The sequence below is a fragment of the Polymorphospora sp. NPDC051019 genome, assembly GCF_040683055.1.
Classification (GTDB): domain Bacteria; phylum Actinomycetota; class Actinomycetes; order Mycobacteriales; family Micromonosporaceae; genus Polymorphospora; species Polymorphospora lycopeni.
In genome coordinates this window covers 52,349-70,516 of the sequence record NZ_JBFBCH010000033.1, presented here as the reverse complement: position 1 = coordinate 70,516, position 18,168 = coordinate 52,349, and the positions used below count along the sequence as shown (strand labels likewise).

The following is an 18,168-nucleotide window of genomic DNA, read 5'->3' as shown; positions in this document are numbered from 1 at the left end:
CACCAACACCCCCTACGACCCGGACCGCCACCGAGCCCTCCAACACCTGCTCACACAAGATCATCAGGTGGCGGCTTGACACAGGGCAACTCACGGCGTCACCCCGTCTAGTTGGGCAAGTATCTCGGCGGTGTGCTCGCCGAGGGTCGGCGCGTGCCGTCCGGCGACCACCGGCGTGCGGGAGAACGCCATCGGTGACCCGATCTGACGCAACCGCCCGGCGACCGGGTGCTCGACGGTCGACACGAACCCGCTCTCGTGCAGGTACGCCTCGGACAGGATGTCCTCGTAGCCGGCCAGCGGCGCGCACGGGACGTCGATCTCGTCGAGTACGGCCAGCCACTGCGCGGTCGGGCGCTCCCGCAGGATCTCGGCGACGATGGCATAGAGGGCGTCGGCGTTGGCGATCCGTCTGCCGACGGTGTCGAACTCGGGCCGGGTGAGCACGTCGGCGCGACCGGCCCGGTCGAGGAACCGCCGCCACTGCTCCTCGGTGTAGAGCAGCACGCAGAGGTGACCGTCGGCGGTCGCGTACGGCCGCCGGTTGACCGCCGCCGTACGCGGATAGAGCGGTGGCCCGGTCGGCGGGTCGAAGGTCCAGCCGTCGAGCTGTTCGAGCAGCCCGAAGGCGACCATCGTCTCGAACATGGGCACCTCGACCCGCTGCCCGGCCCCGGTCGTGTCCCGGTGCCGCAGGGCGGCGAGCACGGCGACCGCCGCCGTCAGTCCGGCGATCTTGTCGGCGAGTGGGGTGGTGACGTAGCCGGGCCGGTCCTGGTTGACGCTCTGCAGGGCGGCCATGCCGGCGGCACCCTGGATGACGTCGTCGTACGCCGGCCGGTCGGCGTGCGGGCCGGTGCCGCCGAAGCCGGGGATGGCGCAGTAGACGACGTCCGGCCGGACCCGCTCACAGTCCTCGTAGGACAGTCCGAGCCGCTGGGCGGCCCGGGGCCGCATGTTGTGCACCACCACGTCGGCGGTGCCGACCAGGCGGCCGACCGTGGCCCGGCCGTCGGCCGACTTCAGGTCGAGTACGACGCTCTTCTTGCCCCGGTTCATGTTGAGGAACACCGCGGCCAGGCCCGGGGTCCGCGCCGCGCCGAGCTGGCGGGCGATGTCGCCGCCGGGCGGCTCGACCTTGACCACCTCGGCACCGAGGTCGGCCAGCACGAGCGTGCAGTACGGGCCGGAGAACGTGCTGGTCAGATCGAGGACCCGGATCCCCGACAGCGGCGCCGTCACGGCCGCGCCGCCCGGCGCCGCAGCGACCACATCTGGGCCGCCCGCTCGGCCTCCACCGCGAGCTCCCAGCGCGACGGTGACGGGTCGACGGCGCGCCGGAACGACGCCGTCGTACGGCGACTCAGCTCGGGATCGGCGGCGGCCGGGACGGCGAGCGCGTACGCCCGCTCGTCGACCTCGGCGTCGTCGACGCACTCGAGGGCGAGGCCGACGTCGACGGCGCGTACGCCGTCGAGTTCCTGGCCGAGCAGGGTGAAGGCGGCGGCGCCCTGGCGGCCCAGCGCGGTCGCGGCGAGCAGGTGGTGGCCGCCGCCGGGATGCAGTCCGATGGCGCCGAAGCCGGCGAGGATGCGGGCGTCGCGGGCCACGACCCGCACGTCGGCGGCGAGCAGCAGGTTGACGCCGGCACCGACGGCCGAGCCCCGGACGGCGGCGACCACCGGTACGCCGAGCCGGCCGACCCGGACGAACGAGTCGTAGACGGTGCCGAGGTCGCGGTAGTTGGCGTCGTCGGCCGGATCGGCACCGACGGCGGCGAGCAGCGCCCGGTGGGCGCCGGCGCAGAAGTGGCCGCCGGCGCCACGTACGACGACCGCGCCCACCGACGCGTCGGCGTCGGCGGTCGCGGCGGCATCGGCGAGGTCGCGGGCCATCGCCACGGTCAGCGCGTTGCGGCGCCCGGGGGCGTCGAGGGTGATGACGGCGACGCCGTCGCGGACGGTCAGGTCGACCTCGCCGCTTCCGCCGGTCACGCGGCCTCCTTCCGGTCGGGGACGGCCGGGTACGGGAACCCGCCGGCCCGGCTGAGCAGGCCCGGCACGTCGGCGCCGAGGACGTCGCCGAGCCACCGGGCGTTGTCGATCGCGGCGTCCAGCGCCACCCCGGTGCGGTAGCCGGAGCGTTCCAGCGCGTAGACGACGTCCTCGGTGGCGACGTTCCCGGTCGCCCCGGGCGCGAACGGACAGCCACCGATCCCGCCGATGCTGGCGTCGACCGCGCGGGCGCCGGCCGCGACGGCGGCGAGCACGTTGGCCGTACCGAGATTGCGGGTGTTGTGGAAGTGGCAGCGCAGGTCGGCGCCGGTTGCCGAGCGGACGGCGGTGAACGCCGCCCCGACCGCCGACGGCACCGCGACCCCGATCGTGTCGGCGAGCGCCACCTCGTCGGGGTTGGCCGCGCCGAGCGCGTCGACGATGCGCAGCACGCGGTCGAACGGCACCTCGCCCTCGAACGGGCAGCCGAACGTGGCCGCCACGGTGACCGACGCCCGCCGGCCGGCGTCGTGGACCCGGGGCAGCAGCCGGCGTACCTCGGCCACCGCCGGTTCCGTCGGCTTGCCCTGGTTGCGCAGGCTGAACGTGTCGCTGGCGACGACGACGAAGTTGACCTCGTCGACGCCGGCGGCCAGCGCCCGGTCGAGGCCGCGCTCGTTGAGCACCAGCCCGATCGAGACGAGACCGGCGTCGCCCGCGACCTCGCCCATGACGGCCTCGGCGTCGGCGAGCCGGGGCACCTTGGCCGGGTTGGTGAAGCTGGTGACCTCGACCCGCCGGGTGCCGGCGGCGACCGCCCGGCGCACCAGCGCGACCTTGTCGGCCGTGCCGAGATGGGTCGGGTGGTTCTGCAGACCGTCGCGGGGGCCGACCTCGACCAGTTCGACGGGCGGGCCGGCCGGCGTACGGCTCAAGACAGCACCGCCAGGCCGGCCTTGGCGACCTCCATGTCCTGCGTGTAGTGGCCGCCACTGACGCCGATGCCGCCCACGACCACGTCGTCGACCTTGATCGGGTAGCCGCCGCCGAACGTCACCAGCCGGTCGATCCCGCTCGGCGCACCCATCGCCAGCGGGCCGTCCTCCTTGATGAAGTCGTACCAGCCGTCGCTGCTCAGGCCGAACCCGACAGACGTGTACGCCTTGTCCTGCGCGAGCTGCACCGACACGAGCGCGGCGCCGTCCATCCGCTCGTACGCCTTCAGGACGCCGCTCTCGTCGACCACCGCGACGGTGACGGCGAACCCCATCTCCTCGGCCTTCGCCACCGCCGCCGCGATCACCGCGCGGGCGGCGCGCAGCGAGATCGTCTGCTTCTTGACCACGATCGCCTTCTTGGACATGATTTTTCTCCTCTGCTCAGATGGCTCCGCCGCTGCGCGGCTCAGATGGCTCCGCCGCCGGGGCGGCTCAAATGGCTCCGCCGGCGCGCAGCGCGGCGATCCGCTCGTCGTCGAGGCCGACGACCTCGCGCAGTACCTCGTCGGTGTGCTCGCCCAGCTTCGGGCCGACCCAGCGCAACCGGCCGGGTGTCCGGGACAGCCGGGGTGCCACGTTGTGCATCGGGAACGGGCCGAAGTCCGGGTGCGGCAGTTCGACGATCGCCTCCCGGGCCGCGAAGTGCTCGTCGGCGAGCATCTCCCGGGCCGTGTAGACCGATCCGGCCGGCACACCGCCCGCGTGCAACAGCTCCAGCAGCGGGTGCTGGTCGAGTTTCCCGGTCCAGGCGGCGATCAGCTCGTCCAGCGCCGCCTGGTTCTCGCCGCGCTTGGCGTGCGACGCGTAGCGCGGGTCGTCGGCGAGTTCGGCCCGGCCCATCACGGCCGCCAGCCGGCGGAACACCGTGTCCTGGTTGGCGGCGATGAGCACGGTCGCGCCGTCCTGGGTGGGGTACGCGTTGCTCGGGGCCACGTTCGGCAGGATCGAGCCGGTCCGTTCCCGTACGTAGCCGGTCAGCGCGTACTCCGGCAGCAGCGACTCCATCAGGGCCAGCACCGACTCGTAGATGGCGCTGTCGACGACCTGGCCCCGCCCGGTGCCGGCGGCGACCCGCAGCGCCATCATCGCGCCGAGCGCGGCGAAGGTGCCGGCGAGCGAGTCGCCGAGGCTGACCCCGATCCGGCTCGGCGGGGTCGACGGGTCGCCGGTGACGTGGCGGATGCCGCCCATCGCCTCGCCGATCGAGCCGTACCCGGCGCGGGAGGCGTACGGGCCGTCCTGGCCGAACGCGGTGACCCGGACGACGACGAGCCTCGGGTTGATCTCGTGGAGCTGTTCGGGTCCGAGGCCCCAGCGCTCCAGGGTGCCGGGCCGGAAGTTCTCCACGAAGACGTCGGCGTGGGCGAGCAGTTCCCGCATCACCCGCTGCCCGTCGGGCACCCGGAGGTTGCAGGTGACGGACTTCTTGTTGCGGGCCACGACCGGGAACCACAGCGACTTGCCGTGCGGTTTCTCGCGTCCCCACTGGCGCATCGGGTCGCCGTTCGCCGGCTCCTCGACCTTGATGACCTCGGCGCCGAAGTCGCCCAACAGCTGCCCGCAGAACGGGCCGGCGAGCAGGACGCCGGCCTCGACGACCCGGACCCCGGTCAGCGGGCCGTCCGCGAACGTCTGCTCCGGTGCCGGGGCCGTCATCGGTCGCCCTCCACGGTGTCCAGGCCGAACATCGCCGCGATGCGGGCCTCGGCGAAGCGGGACACGTTGCCGCGCCGGGAGACCGTACGGACGCCCTCGACCCGGAGCAGTGCCGGCGTCACGAGAGAGCCCATGGTGACCGGGGCGGACGGGCAGGCCGCGCAGCGGCCGTGGAACGTCACGTGCGCGTCGCCGTCGGCGCCGACGTCGACGGTGACCCCGCCGCCGTGCGCCTCGACGAGCTGGCGCACCTTGCCGTCGAGGGCCCGGTCGGCGGCGCGCGCGGTCTTCTTCCTACTTGCCATGGGAGCCGGCCTTCTTGTTCTTCTTCGCCTTCTTGCCCTTGGGGCTCGGCGGGCCGTACAGCTCGGCCTTCTTCGCCTCGACGTCGATGCCCATGATCCGGGCGAAGTTGAGGCCGAAGATCTTCGCCTTGACCTGGTCGGTCAGCTCCGGGTAGCCGTAGCCGTCCTGGAGGTCCTCGGGCATCGTCATGTCGGCGAACAGGTCGATGTACGCCTGCACCTTCGGCCAGACGAACGCCTCGGAGCCCCACAGCAGGCGGTCCTCGCCGACATGCAGGAGGCACTTGCCGATCGCGTGCAGCGCCGCCCTCGGCGCCACCGGGTACTGGTTGATCCAGGCGGTCAGCGCGAGGCTGATGTTCTCGTACCGGGACGCGATGTTGATGGTCTCGTCGATGAACGGCTCACCGAGGTGGTGCACGATGAACGTCATCTCGGGGAAGTCCTGCGCGGCCCGCTCCAGGTCGTACGGGGCGAGGTCGATGATGTGCTGGGTGTTGAACGCGAGTCCCTTGTGGAACTGCACGTTGGTAACCCCGTTCTCCAGGCACGCCTCCCAGATCGGGTACGCCACCTGCCGGTCGTCGATGCGCCACGACACGCCGCCGGAGTGCGCCTGGTAGAACTTGAAGCTGACCGCACCCCACTCGGTGATCTGCCGGATCGCCTCCTTGACCGCGCCGTACCGGCCGTGGGTGATCGGATCGACGCCGCCGCAGAAGAGCACCCGGTCGGGGTACGCCTCCTTGAGCTTGTAGTTGTTCTCCGCCGGGGAGAAGCCCAGCTTCCAACCGCCGTGGCTCGGCACCGTCTGCGCCATCGCGATGTCGGTGTCGGACTCGTCGAACATCAGCCGGTGGGCGTCCTCGACCGACAGTTCCCGCCCGGAGATGTCGTCGTACGGGTATCCGGGCCGGGAGTAGAGCTTCGCGTACTCGACCAGGGCGTTCGTCGACTTGCGTCCGCCGGTGCGCTCGTCGAGGTTGTCGTCGGTGAGCTTGTACATGTGGATGGCGTTGTCGAAAACGAAGTAGTCGTTCTTCATGACCCAGCTTCCGTGTCCGAAGGGTTGGGGGTTCGCGTCAGCTGCCGCGCGGTGACTGCCGTTCCAGCCGCTCGACATGCCGTACGGCGAGCTGCCGCCGGCGCCGTACGGCGAAGCCGGCGAGCGAGACACCGACGATCACGGCGAGCCCGTTGAAGATGCGCTCGATCCAGGTGGCGGCACCGAGGTGTTGCAGGCCGGCGATGGTGAAGCTGACGAAGTACGCGGCGATGACGGTGCCGAGCATGTTGACCCGGCCGGGACGCAGCACGGCCGCGCCGAGGAATGCCGCCGCGAACGCCGGCAGCAGGAACTGCTCGCCGACGGTCGGCTGGGCGGAGCCGACCCGTGACGCGAGGAGCACCCCGGCGATCGACGCGAGTACGGCGGCGCCGACGAACGCCCGGATCGTGTAGCTGTTGACGTCGATACCGGCCCGGGCCGCGCCCCGCAGGTTGCCGTCCATGGCGTAGAGCCGCTGCCCGAACGGGGTCCAGACGACCAGGAACTCCAGCAGCACCACCAGGACGGTGAGATAGATCAGCGGCAGCGGGATGCCGGCCAGGTCACCACGGGCGATGTTCGTGAAGCTCTCCGGCACGTTCTGGAAGATGACCCGACCACCGGTGATCATGTAGAGGCTGCCCATCAGCAGGCTGCCGGTCGCCAGCGTCGCGATGATCGACGACATCCCGAACTTCAGCACCAGCAGGGTGTTGAGCAGACCCACCGCGACCGCGAGCACCAGGACCGCGACCAGCGCCAGCCAGATCGGCACGCCCTGCACCGCGATCAGCCAGACGCTCACCCCCTGCGCCAGGCCGAGCATCGGGCCGACCGAGGCGTCGAGGTAGTGCGCGAGCAGCGGCAGCGTCGCCGCCAGCGCGACGATCACGGTCACCGTCTGGTTGACCAGGATCAGCCGGAAGTTCGTCGTCGTGAAGTACGTCTCCGGGCTGGCCACCGAGAACACCGCGATCACCAGGAAGAGCAGGCCGACCAACCCGTACCGGCTGACGCCCTCGACGGCGCGCTCGCCGGCACCCTGGCGCGACCGGTCGGCGCTCTGCCGGACCACGGCCCGGTCCGGTGGCGTCTTCGTCACCGTCTCCATCACGCCGGCTCCTCCTTCCCGAGCGCGTCGGCTCCCCGGACGATCAGTTGCACGCACCGCTCGACGTCGAGCGCGCCGGTCGGCCCGTGGTAGACCCGCCGGCCGCCCTTCATGACGAGCAGGCGGTCGGCCAGGGCCAGCACCTCCGGGATGCGGTGGCTGATGACGATCACCGCGTAGCCGCGGTCGCGCAGCCGTACGATCAGGTCGTTGACGCCCTGCGACTCGGTGGTGCCCAGCGCCGCCGTCGGCTCGTCCATCACCATCACGCGCGGCTCGTTCTCGGTCACCAGGGCCCGGGCGATGGCCACCATCTGCCGCTGGCCGCCGGACAACCCCTCGACCAGCACGTTCATGTCGTGCAGGTCGATACCGAGCCGCTCCAGCACCTGCCGGGTGCGGGCCCGCATCGCCTTCTTGCGCAGCACCGGCAGACCGGGCGGCCCGGCCGTCCACTCCCGGCCGAGGAAGACGTTCTCGACCACACTGAGGTTGTCGGACAGCCCCAGGTCCTGGTAGATCATCTCGATGCCCCGGGCACGGGCGTTGCCGATCGTGTGCGGCGCCAGCCGGTCGCCGGCGATCCGCAGCTCGCCGCTGTCCGGCGCGACCGCGCCGCTGACCATGTTCATCAAGGTCGACTTGCCGGCACCGTTGTCGCCGACGATGCCGAGGATCTCACCGGGCAGTACGTCGAAGGAGACGTCGGTGACCGCGCGGACCCGGCCGTACGACTTGGACAGTCCGACGACCTCCAGCACGGGACCGTCGGTCCGGGCGCCCTTCGCCAGGGACGCGGGGGCGGCCGTCACGAGGCGGCCCGCCACATCTGCTCGTACCGCTGCGCGTAGTCGACGTAGCTGTCCCAGTCGACGACCCCGTCGGCGGGCGCGTTGTCCTTGACGAAGATGGTGGCCGGGATGCCCTGCTCCGCGTCGGGCAGCGGTTCCTGCCCGGCCAGCAGCCGGACGACCTGGTCGATCGCGGCGTACGCGTTCCAGCCCCGTACCGCGCCGAAGTCGGCGAACTGGTCGCCGGTGGCGACACTGCCCAGGCGCTCGGGTTCGGCGTTCTTCGACAGCACCTTCACGTCGTCGCGGCCGGCGGCCTTCAGCGCGGCGATGATGGACTCCACCCCGTTGCCGTACGGGGTGAAGATGTACTGCAGGTCGTTGCCGTGTTTCTGCAGCAGCGACGTGGTGATGTTCTGCATCTCGATCGGGTCGACCGCCTGGGCGAGGGTGCGTTCCCTGACCTCCAGCAACTGGCAGCCGGTGCAGCCGGCGAGCACGCGCTTACTGGCCTCCAGGGCCTCGACCAGGTGCGGGTAGCCGACGTCCCACAGGAAAACGGCCTTCGCGGTGCCCTTGGAGTCGGCGACGGCCTTGGCCACCTCCAGCACCGCCTGGAACGTCTCCCGGCTGGACACGTTGGCGTCGTAACCGACCGCCCCGCCCTCGTCGATCGCGGACACGCCGACCACCGGAATGTTCTGTTTCTGCAGTTCGGCGATGCCGTCGGCGACCTGGTTCTCCGGAATGGCGACCGTGATGACCGCGCTGGGCTTGTTGGCGGCGGCGGTCGCGAACGCCTTCTGGAAGCCCTCGGGATTGCCCTGGCCGTCGTGGATGTTCGCGGTCCAGCCCAGCGACTGGGCGATGCTCTGCGCCTTCTTGCCGACCTCTTCGCAGGAGGTGCCGATGCGGCACACGATGATGTCCAGCTTGGCGCCGGGGACCGGCTTGACCGACTCGGTCGGTCCGGACCAGTCCTGATAGACCTTGATCTTGTCGAGGGTGAGGTCGGCCTCGTTGCCCTCGAAGAAGAGCAGGCCGTCCGTGCCGGCCTCGACGAGGGTCGCGGCCCGTTCGGTGTACGCGTCGTTGACGGGGCCCGGGGCGGCGGAGTCGCCGCCGTCGCCGCAGGCGGCCATGGTTACGAGCAGTGCGGCGGCGCCCAGCGAGGCGGCCGCGGAACGGAGCCGGCGGGCTCCGGAAGTCCTGACCAACATGCCACTCCCTACAGAGGTCCGCGACCCGCGCGGCAGGGGGCTCTTTTGTCGTGGTGGAGTGCCGCCGCGGCCGTGGCCGATGGCTGTCACGACGGCGGCGGGGACGGTCCCCGGAGGCGGCTTGGGTGACACCCTCGCCCCGAGGTTGTACGCAATTGACGGTAAGCAGCGACCCCAGGGGTGTCAATAGTTCATCGGCTCGAAACAGTTAGCCCAGGTAAAGCGGACGGTAGCCGACATTAGGCCGAGAGCTACCTCACATCGATCGAGGCGGATTGTATGCAGTAGGGGGTCGGCGGCGTGCTTCAGTAGCGACCGCCCCGCGGCGTGGTTTAGGGCTCCACGGCGGTTCGGATTTCCATGCGGTTCGGCCCCATGCGGTTCGGCCCCATGCGGTTCGGCCCCAGGCGGTTCGGCCCCAGGCGGTTGAGGGCTCCGGCGGTTGGGGCTCCAGGCGGCGCGACGACGCCCGGTCGACTCGCGACTCCGCGGGCGATGGCGGGCCCTCGCCTGCCTGACCGACCTGCGTGGGGCTTGAGGTGGACTCGCGGAGAAGGACGGTCCAGCCCTCACGGCCCGGGCCCGGCGGGCGATCGGGCCGCCGAGCAGCCATGCGACACAGCGGGCGGGCCGAGCCGCCGGCAGCACCGAGCAGCGGATGCCGGACGGCAGGGCCGGACCGCCGGCGGGGCCGAGCAGCGGGGAGGCGGGCGGCACGGCCGGACGGGTGGCAGGGCCGAGCAGCGGGGGGGGGGCGAGCGGCGGGGAGGCGGGCGGCGGGGAGGCGGGCGGCGGGGAGGCGGGCGGCGGGGAGGCGGGCGGCACGGCCGGACGGGTGGCAGGGTCGAGCAGCGGGGGGCGAGCGGCGGGGAGGCGGGCGGCGGGGAGGCGGGCGGAACGGCGGGCGGCAGGGTGGCCGTGATGCGGTGTGCCCATGTCGGGTTCTGGCCTGCCCTACCGAAGGCACCCCGACCGCCACGATGATCGGCTCACGGACTGAGCGCGGGAGGGGTTATCCGGCTGGGATAACCCCTCCCACGCTCAGATCGTCAACGGGATCTCCAACGCCTGGGCGATATGTCCCGAATGACGGCGGCCGGTCACGGGTCACGCCGTTGATCTGAGCGTGAGAGACGTTATCGAGCGTGGATAAGGTCCCTCACGCTCAGATCAACAAGGAAGGCCACTGACGCTTCCGGCAGGAACCGCCCCGCCCTCGGCTCGGCCACACATCGCCGCTCCACCGCGCGCACACCCCGCCCTGCACGCCAGTAGCCCCTCGCTGTGCCGACCGGACGGCCCGCTACCGCACCGCGCCGTACAGCGCCGCGCCATACCGCTGCCGCACCGCACCGCACCGCACCGCGCGCCATGCCACTGCCGCACCGCCCGCCATGCCGCCGCCGCCGCACCGCACCGCACCGCACAGCGCCGCGCCGTGCCGCTACCGGCCCGTTGGTCAGGAGCCGGCGATGCGGGGCGTGATCAAACGGACTTCGACCGGGGCGCCCGGCCGGCCGCCGGACCGCGACGCGTACTCCGGGACGCCGACGCACGTGAAGAGCAGGCCGGCGAGGTCGTCCGGGCCGCCGAGCAGGGCCGGGATCTCCGAGTCGAGGAACGTCATGCCGGAGGCGCCGGCCCCGAGGGCGTATGCCGCGAGGTGCAGCCGTCCCTCGACCAGTCCGGCCGCGAACTGGGCGTCACGGTAGCCACGGTCGTCGAGTGTGGACAGTGGCGTAGCGGCGATGACGACGAACGCGGCGTCGGCGGCGAGGCTCTGGTCGAGGCAGACCCGCTCCAGTTCGTCGCGCAGGTCGCCGGCCCGCAGCGGGGTCGACAGGTCGGGCCACCGGTAGAGCCCCGGCTCCACGCCGTCCACGCCGTGCACGGCCACCCAGTGCGGGATGTCCACCCCGCGCAGCGCCGCCGTCATCGACCACTCCAGCACGGCCCGTGGCAGGGTCCGGGAGCGGTCCATGAGGCGCTGGGAGCCACGCCGGAGCACGACCTCGTCGAGGGAGTCGGACGGCGGATGGTCGGGCAGCGCGGCGGCCGGTGGCCACGGCCCGCCCAGCACGTCCCGCTCCCCCGCCCGCTGGGCGGTGGTGACCAGCGGGAACTCGACCGGCGGCAGGGTGCCCGTCGCGGCCGGCCCGCCGGGGCCGGTCGCCGGTTCGCCGTCGCCGAACGTCAGCAGCGCCAGCGGGTGTTCGTGCACCCCGTCGGCGCCGACGAGGCGGCGCAGTGTCGCGTCCGGGAAGAGCGTGCGCAGCCGCGGGGCGAGGCCGGCGCTGTCGGCCGCCGCCGACAGCTGCGACAGCAGGGTGCCGGCGTCCCAGTACATGTGCCGGAAGCCGCGTTCGGCGTAGCGCCAGCCGGTCCGCCAGGGCACGCCGGTCACCACCAGTGTCGTGGCCGTGCCGGACGCCGCCGGGCCGATCTGGACCAGGGCGTGCGCGGCCGCGTCGTACCAGTGGACGCCGTCGGGCACGCCGGCGACGCCGCGGGTGCTCGTGTAGACCTCCAGCGGGAAGCGGGCGCCCGCCGATCCGGCGGCCCGGAAGTAGACCCGGCGCCCGTCGCGTTCCATGCTGCGGACGACGCCCGCGCCGAGGAACAGCACCCGGCCGAGCTGGGCCGCGTCGAGCGGGCGCGCCGGTCCTTCCACCCCGGCGAGGACCGCGGTCGCGGGCACGCCGGGTTCGGGCAGGTCGCGCGGCAGGGTGACGACCGGCAACCCCTCCGGGTACGTCTTCATCTGCGGCGGGCGCGTGTCGGAGTCGTTGGGCACGAGGTCGTGCCGGACCCGTGGGTCGTCCACCGGCTCGTCCCACTCGCGGTCTGGCACGTACGACGTCAGCCGGTGCAGCAGCCCGGCGCCGGAGTCTTGATCCACGCAGGCATCCTGCCAGGCCCCGACTCCGGACGCCGCTCGTTTACCGTGCCGTCGGTCAGGACTTGTCGTCGGCCACCTTGCCGCCGGGGCCGTACGGCGACCGCTGCCCCTTGGGCACGGGACGTTTCGCGGTCTTGTCGTGCGTGCCGCCGGGCGCCTCCGTCGGGTGGGGCTCCTGGGTCCGTTGCCGGGTGGTCGCCGTGTCGCCGCTGCGGCGCATCTCCGGCTGCTGGATGTTCGCCATGGCGTCTCCCCTCTCGCTCCCCTCGGCGTACCCGTGGGGCGCCGGCCCATGCCCGCCGAGGCCGGGTCACCGCACCCGGCGGGCGGCCCGGTCCCGGACGAGGTTGAACACCTCCTCGTGCGCGTCGAGGCTCCGCTCGGCGGCGAAGAGCTTGCGCGCCTCGCGGGCCTTGACCTCCCGCCAGTCGGCCGGGATGGCGGCGAGGTCCAGGATCGCCCGGCGCAGCGCCTCCGGGTCACGTGGCGGGATCAGGGTGCCGAACTGGGTCGCGACGACCGGATACCGCCCACCGGGCAGGTCGGAGGTCACCGACGGCACGCCGCACATCATCGCCTCGGCCTGTGCGATACCGAACGATTCCGCCATCGACGGCAGGGCGAACACGTCGATGGAGGCGTAGAAGTCGTCGATCTCCTGCCCGCGCAGTTCGCCGAGCACCTCGATACGGCTGTCGGCGCCGATCTCCGCCCGGATGTCGCCGAGGTTGTCGCCGCCCATCACGGTCTTGTAGTTGCCGCCGATCAGCAGCCGGGCGTCGGGGTCGACGATCTGCCGGAAGGCCCGTACGAGGTAGACGATCCCCTTGTCCTCGACGATGCGGCCGAGGAAGCCGACGTGCAGCCCGCCGGTACGGCGGTAGCGGGGCCGGCCGCCCCGGCGGTCGAGGCAGGGCGCGGGGATGGGGCGGAACTCCTTGTTCCGTACCAGGGGCCAGAACTTCGACGCGTGGGCCTGGTCGTCGCTGTTGGTGATGACCGCCGCGGAGCGGCGCAGCGCCGACCGGGAGGTGACGTCGGAGGCGCCGACCGCGATCCGGTTGAGCAGGCCGGGCGGCAGGTAGAGGTCGATGTGCAGCATGCTCACGATCGGGGTCGGGTGGGCGAGCCTGGCCAGCAGCGAGGCTTCGGCCATCGGCAGGTTGAGGTAGAGCAGCGAGGAGCGGCGCGCGATCCGGGCCGCCTCGACCGGGTAGGCGGGGCTGATCTGGGCCCGGGTGATCTGGCCGAGCACCGGCGACCGGTAGACGTCGACGCCGCCCAGGGTCTCCCGGCGGGGCGCCGAGCGGTCGTGCTGGCTGGTGACGACCGCGACCCGCCAGCCGCGGGCGGCCATTCCCTCGGCCACCACCCGGGCGGTGTGGGTCACGCCGGAGATGTACGGCGTGTAGTAGGTGAGGGCGACGGTGAGGTCGTATTGCGGTTCGGGGTTCGTCATCGACTCGGGGTCCTTTCTGGACGGTTTCACGGCGACACGACGGCGAGTTGCCCGCTGTGGTCCGACAGGCCGCCCGGCGGCACCATCCGGTATTCGTGCACGTCGACGTCGCCGCTGGTGAACAGCCAGTCGAGGCGCCACAGCGGCAGGCCGTAGCGGGCCCACGAGGTCGGATAGAGCGAGTCCAGCGCGGCGGTGGCGTCGACCAGCCGGTCGGGCAGCGTACGTAGCAGCCGCATCGCCGGTGAGGTGTTGAGGTCGCCGGCGAACACGATCGGGTGCGGGTTGTCGGCGACGTCGGCGGCCAGGGCGCGGTAGTTGGCCTGCCGCAGGTCGTGGCGGGCCAGCCCGTCGTCGGCGGTGTCCGGGGAGCGGGCCGGCAGCCCGACGACCGGCACGTGCAGGTGCGAGTTGTAGAAGGAGACCACCCGGCCGTCGACGAGCAGGTCGGTGCGCAGTGTCTTGACCGTGTGGTACGCCGGCATCAGTGAGCCGGCCGGCGGCAGGTCGGGCCATTCGTGGTCCAGCCAGGGGCGTACGTCGAGGGGACGCTCCAGGGTGATCGGGAACCGGGAGATGGTCAGCAGTTCACCGGCGACCGCGACGTGGAAGCCGGGGAACTCCCGGCGCAGCCGGTCGACGTCGGCCACCGGGACCGGGTCCCACTCCGGGGTGAAGTAGAGGAACTCGTGCAGCAGGTAGACGTCGGCCGCCTGCGCGTGCAGGAAGCGGTAGAGCCGGTCGGGGTCGTGGATCGGCTCGCCGCCCGGTCCGGTCTCCAGCAGCTGGTCCCAGTACCACGTGTTCCAGGCGAAGACGGTCACCGCGCCCGGCGGGGCCGGGGCCGGCCGGTGCCACAGCGCGGCGGGGTTGACGCCGGCGACCGGCCAGCCGACCGCCAGCGCCGTGGCGAGCAGCGCCGCGCACACCGCCCTGGCCGGCCGGGCCAGCGGCACCAGGGCGGCCAGGGCCAGCGGCACGGCGAGGAACAGCAGCGGCGGGAGCAGGTCCGGCAGGTTCCACCACCAGGCCCGGCCGGACAGCAGCCGGTGGGCGGCGACGAACGCCAGCCACGCGCCGGCCGCGCCGAACGCGATCAGCGCGCCGGGGCGCGGTCGTCGCCGCCGGGTCGGCGCGGGTGCGACGTCACCGACCGCGGTCACCGGGTGCTCCGGTCACCGCGGTCCGGCGGGTCGCGGCTACCACGCGGACCCCACCTTCTCCCGTACGAATCCGGTCAGCAGCCGGCGCAGCCCCAGCGCGAGCGTGGCGTCGAGCGCGTCGAGGAAGTGCTCCAGGTCGGCCGGCTCGACCATCAGGGTCGGGGCGACCATGAGCGGGTTCTCGACGTTGGGGCTGTAGTACGTCATGATCTTGTGTTCGCGGTAGAGGTGCGCGATCACCGACAGGGTGATCAGCTTGGTGCCGAACCGTGGGTCGCGGTTGAAGCCGGGCACCAGCTTGCCGGCCAGGTCGAGCAGCTTCGGGCCGCTGTTGAGGAACACTCCGAACAGCGATCCGACGCCGGCGACGCGGTCGACCGCGTCCGGGTGGGACTTGCGGATCCGCTCCAGCCCTGGCCCGAGGATCGCCTCGATCTCCCGGGCCCGGCCCGGGAAGTCCTCCTCCACGACCACGTTGACCGCCTCGATCGCGGTCACGGTCTCCTCACCGAAGCCGTAGTACGTGGTGCTGTGCAGGATCACGTCGGCGAGCCGGTCGTACGCCTTGCGGAACAGCCGCTCGCGGGCGGTGTAGCCGGAGATCGACGCCTTGCCGCCGCCGAGCGACTTGGAGTAGGCGAGGATGTCCGGCAGCAGGCCGTCGTAGCGCATGAAGTAGAACAGGCTGCCGGTCTTGCCCCATCCGGTGTAGACCTCGTCGAAGATCAGCACGATGTCCTCGTCGGTGCAGAGCTGCCGCAGTTCGCGCAGTGCCGACTCCGACCAGGAACGCATGCTCGACGCGCTGTACGGCTCCACCATCAGCGCGTACACGTCACAGCCGCCGTCCGGCCGGCGGGTGGCCTCGATCGCGGCGCGCACCGCGTCGACGTCGCCGTACGGGTAGACGACCGCGTTCGGCAGCCCCGGGAACCGGAAGTGGTTCTCCGCCGAGCCGGTCAGGCTGCCCGCCCCGAGCGTCTTGCCGTGGAAGCTGATGTCGGCGCGCAGGATCGTGTTGCGGCGCCCGTCGTGGTATTTGTACGCCATCTTGATGGCGCCCTCGTTGGCCTCGGCGCCGGAGTTCGGGAAGTAGGAGACGGACAGGTCGCCGGGCAGCAGTTCGGCCACGTTGTGGCTCAGCGCCGCCAGGTATGGGGAGAAGAACGCCTTGTGCACCTCCATCCGCCGCTGCTCCGCGAACCGGGTCCGGGCCGCGAGGATGCGCGGATGGTTGTGGCCGTGGTTGAGCACCCCGACCCCGCCGGACATGTCCAGCACCCGGCTGCCGTCACGCATGTGGACCCAGGGGCCCTCGGCCTTCTCCACCAGTTCCCGGCCGAACCCGAACGTCGTCATCAGCGACACCTGCGACCGGCTGACGTAGCGGCGGTAGAGGTCGTGCACCTCCTTCGCCGTCAGCTGCTCGCACTCCTCGATCCCGATCAACCTGCCCATGGCCGCTCATCTCCCTTGCCAACGCCGCATCCGATGCGGACGACCTCCGATGGACGATCTCCACGACGCCCAGCGCCGCGCCGCCGAGCACCACCTCGCCGACGGTGGTCACCAGCCGGCTCGCCACGGCCACCACCACCGCCGCCGGCACCGGCAGCACCAGCGCCAGCGCCCCGGTCAGCACCGTCTCGCGCACCCCGAGCCCGTCGGGTACGACGACGGCCAGCACACCGACGACGGTCGCCAGCCCGAACGCGCCGACGCACAGCGGCAGCGACGGGCCGGGCGCGGCGCCCATCGCGACCGCCAGGATCCACAGGTGCACGCCGCTGACCAGCCACGACAAGGTCTGCCAGCCGACCGCGACGCGTACCGCCCGGTCGGACACCGACCGGGCGGGCTCGGGCCGGCGGAGCAGTCGCAGCACCAGGTGGGCGCCCCGGCCGAGCAGCCCCGGCCAGCCCACCGCGACCACGACCGGCAGCGCGGCCAGCGCCAGCCAGGCGGCCCGGTCGCCGAGCACCTGTAGGCCGGCGAGCAGGCCGACGGTCAGCCCGGTCAGGTGCACCAGGAGGGCGCTGAGCGTCCCCGCCACCAGCATCCGGGGCAGGGTGATCCCGTTGGACGTGGCCACCTTGACGGCGGCGACGATGCCCGGCACCTTGCCGGGCACGTACTTGGCGAGGAAGCCGACGAAGAAGACGCGCATGATCCGGGTCAGGCTGAGTGGCGGGCCGAGTTCGAGCAGGACCGCCCGCCACGACAGCATCCCCAGCAGCGGGCCGACCGTGGCCGCCAGCAGGGCGGCGGCCAGCAGCAGGGCGATCCCGGCGGCGTCGTGCCGCTCACCGAGGACGGCGACGACCGACCAGTCCTGGCCGGCAAGTGCCCGTACGACGGCGGCCACCACGACGAGCGTGAACACCACCACCACGACCCGCCACAGTGGACGCCACCAGCGCGGCGCGGGGCGGCGGACCGCGGCGGCCAGCGCACCGAGGTTCATCGCGGCACCTCCGCCCCGGCCGGCCGCGGCCGGCGCCGGTGCGCGCGCTCGCGCAGCAGGACCCAGCCGGCCCGGGGCAGCCCGGCGACCAGGCCGGCGACCAGGGCCGCGTACGACAACGCGTGCAGCCCGGCGGCGAACACGGCGAAGCCCGGCCCGCGCAGTTGGTGGGTGAGCCGGAGAAACCGGCGGTTGGCCGCGACGAACACCGCGCCCAGCACCGGCCAGGTCAGCGCCAGCCAGGGCACGACCACCGTCAGCGGTACGGTCGCCAGCGCCAGCGCCGACGTGAGCAGCGAGATCTGGGCCGCCCACTCCAGGTGCCGGAAGCGGTCGGTCGACATCATGCCGACCCGGGCGCCGGTGCCGGCCGCACCGGCCCGCTGCCGCCGCCACGTCCGCGCCATGAGCAGGGGCTTCGCGCTGGCGCGGACGAACTGTTCGGCCAGCAGCGGCAGCAGCCGGTCGACGTCGTCGTGCCGGGTCAGCACCCGGTCGGTGGCCACCAGCCGGTAGCGGTCGGGCAGCCGGGTGCCGAACTCGTCGTCCTCGCCGCTGCGCAGCCGCTCGTCGAAGCCGCCGGTCTCCTCGAAGACTGCGCGCGGGATCAGGGTGGCGGCGAAGAGGGCACCGGTGTCCCGCCCGACGCTGCGTTTGCGCCAGAAATGCTCGAACGCCACCCGGTACGCCTCCACCGGACCGTCATCGAACAACGGACGCGCGTCATAGATCCCCTGCACCATCCCCACCCCCGGCGACCCCACCAACAGCCGCACCGCATTCCCCACCGCATCCGGCGCCAACGCCGTATCCGAATCCACAAAGAACAACAACGGCGCCGAACTCGCCGCCACCCCCGCATTCCGCGCCGCCGCCGGCCCCGAATTCACCGGCAACTCCACCACCCGACACGGAAACCCCGCCGCGATCTCCCGCGAACCATCCGTACTCCGGTCATCCACCACCACCACCTCGACCGGCACATACGACTGCCCGAACACCGACTCCAAACACGCCCGCAGCGTCTTCTCCTTGTTGAAATTCGGCACGATCACCGCAA

General features: G+C 72.3%; 17 protein-coding genes. All 17 read right to left on the bottom strand.

The window, feature by feature from the left end:
- Positions 1–90: 90 nt before the first annotated feature.
- The 17 genes from AB0M79_RS34300 to AB0M79_RS34220 all read right to left on the bottom strand — a co-directional run bounded on the left by AB0M79_RS34300 (position 91) and on the right by AB0M79_RS34220 (position 18,157).
- On the bottom strand, positions 91–1,242 hold the full coding sequence (locus tag AB0M79_RS34300; RefSeq protein ID WP_364222292.1) for a CoA transferase: 1,152 nt from the start codon (positions 1,240–1,242) through the stop codon (positions 91–93).
- Positions 1,239–1,994 (bottom strand): enoyl-CoA hydratase-related protein, encoded by a 756-nt coding sequence (locus tag AB0M79_RS34295; protein WP_364222289.1) that lies wholly within the window; start codon positions 1,992–1,994, stop codon positions 1,239–1,241. Before AB0M79_RS34295 ends, AB0M79_RS34300 begins: the two co-directional genes overlap by 4 nt.
- On the bottom strand, positions 1,991–2,929 hold the full coding sequence (locus tag AB0M79_RS34290) for a hydroxymethylglutaryl-CoA lyase (RefSeq protein WP_364222286.1): 939 nt from the start codon (positions 2,927–2,929) through the stop codon (positions 1,991–1,993). The genes AB0M79_RS34295 and AB0M79_RS34290 overlap by 4 nt, the downstream gene beginning before the upstream one ends.
- A complete protein-coding gene (locus tag AB0M79_RS34285; protein WP_212816721.1) occupies positions 2,926–3,357 on the bottom strand; it encodes a heme-binding protein in 432 nt (143 codons plus the stop codon). The genes AB0M79_RS34290 and AB0M79_RS34285 overlap by 4 nt, the downstream gene beginning before the upstream one ends.
- A 67-nt stretch (positions 3,358–3,424) precedes the next feature.
- Positions 3,425–4,648: a CoA transferase gene (locus tag AB0M79_RS34280; RefSeq protein WP_364222282.1), complete on the bottom strand. Its 1,224-nt coding sequence runs from the start codon at positions 4,646–4,648 to the stop codon at positions 3,425–3,427.
- Positions 4,645–4,953, bottom strand: a complete 309-nt coding sequence (locus tag AB0M79_RS34275; protein ID WP_364222279.1) for a NifU family protein — start codon at positions 4,951–4,953, stop codon at positions 4,645–4,647. Before AB0M79_RS34275 ends, AB0M79_RS34280 begins: the two co-directional genes overlap by 4 nt.
- On the bottom strand, positions 4,943–5,998 hold the full coding sequence (locus tag AB0M79_RS34270; RefSeq protein WP_364222276.1) for an amidohydrolase family protein: 1,056 nt from the start codon (positions 5,996–5,998) through the stop codon (positions 4,943–4,945). Before AB0M79_RS34270 ends, AB0M79_RS34275 begins: the two co-directional genes overlap by 11 nt.
- A 37-nt stretch (positions 5,999–6,035) precedes the next feature.
- Complete coding sequence (locus tag AB0M79_RS34265) at positions 6,036–7,112, bottom strand: ABC transporter permease (protein WP_364222273.1); 1,077 nt, start codon at positions 7,110–7,112, stop codon at positions 6,036–6,038.
- Complete coding sequence (locus tag AB0M79_RS34260; protein ID WP_364222270.1) at positions 7,112–7,939, bottom strand: ATP-binding cassette domain-containing protein; 828 nt, start codon at positions 7,937–7,939, stop codon at positions 7,112–7,114. The genes AB0M79_RS34265 and AB0M79_RS34260 overlap by 1 nt, the downstream gene beginning before the upstream one ends.
- Positions 7,921–9,123, bottom strand: coding sequence for a substrate-binding domain-containing protein (locus tag AB0M79_RS34255; RefSeq protein ID WP_364222267.1), 1,203 nt, complete (start codon positions 9,121–9,123; stop codon positions 7,921–7,923). Before AB0M79_RS34255 ends, AB0M79_RS34260 begins: the two co-directional genes overlap by 19 nt.
- 1,459 nt (positions 9,124–10,582) lie before the next feature.
- Positions 10,583–12,022 (bottom strand): hypothetical protein, encoded by a 1,440-nt coding sequence (locus AB0M79_RS34250; RefSeq protein WP_364222264.1) that lies wholly within the window; start codon positions 12,020–12,022, stop codon positions 10,583–10,585.
- Between the two features lie 55 nt (positions 12,023–12,077).
- Positions 12,078–12,266 carry a hypothetical protein gene (locus AB0M79_RS34245; protein WP_357536320.1) on the bottom strand — a complete coding sequence of 63 codons (189 nt, stop codon included), beginning with the start codon at positions 12,264–12,266 and terminating at the stop codon, positions 12,078–12,080.
- Between the two features lie 66 nt (positions 12,267–12,332).
- Positions 12,333–13,481, bottom strand: coding sequence for a glycosyltransferase family 4 protein (locus AB0M79_RS34240; RefSeq protein WP_364222261.1), 1,149 nt, complete (start codon positions 13,479–13,481; stop codon positions 12,333–12,335).
- Positions 13,482–13,507: 26 nt separating this feature from the next.
- The gene (locus AB0M79_RS34235) at positions 13,508–14,644 is read right to left on the bottom strand and encodes an endonuclease/exonuclease/phosphatase family protein (protein ID WP_364222258.1); all 1,137 of its coding nucleotides are present in this window, start codon (positions 14,642–14,644) and stop codon (positions 13,508–13,510) included.
- A gap of 36 nt (positions 14,645–14,680) precedes the next feature.
- Positions 14,681–16,003 (bottom strand): aminotransferase class III-fold pyridoxal phosphate-dependent enzyme, encoded by a 1,323-nt coding sequence (locus AB0M79_RS34230; protein ID WP_364222306.1) that lies wholly within the window; start codon positions 16,001–16,003, stop codon positions 14,681–14,683.
- Positions 15,936–17,108 (bottom strand): lysylphosphatidylglycerol synthase domain-containing protein, encoded by a 1,173-nt coding sequence (locus AB0M79_RS34225; RefSeq protein WP_364222255.1) that lies wholly within the window; start codon positions 17,106–17,108, stop codon positions 15,936–15,938. Before AB0M79_RS34225 ends, AB0M79_RS34230 begins: the two co-directional genes overlap by 68 nt.
- Positions 17,105–18,157: a glycosyltransferase gene (locus AB0M79_RS34220; RefSeq protein WP_364222303.1), complete on the bottom strand. Its 1,053-nt coding sequence runs from the start codon at positions 18,155–18,157 to the stop codon at positions 17,105–17,107. The genes AB0M79_RS34225 and AB0M79_RS34220 overlap by 4 nt, the downstream gene beginning before the upstream one ends.
- Positions 18,158–18,168 lie beyond the last annotated feature (11 nt).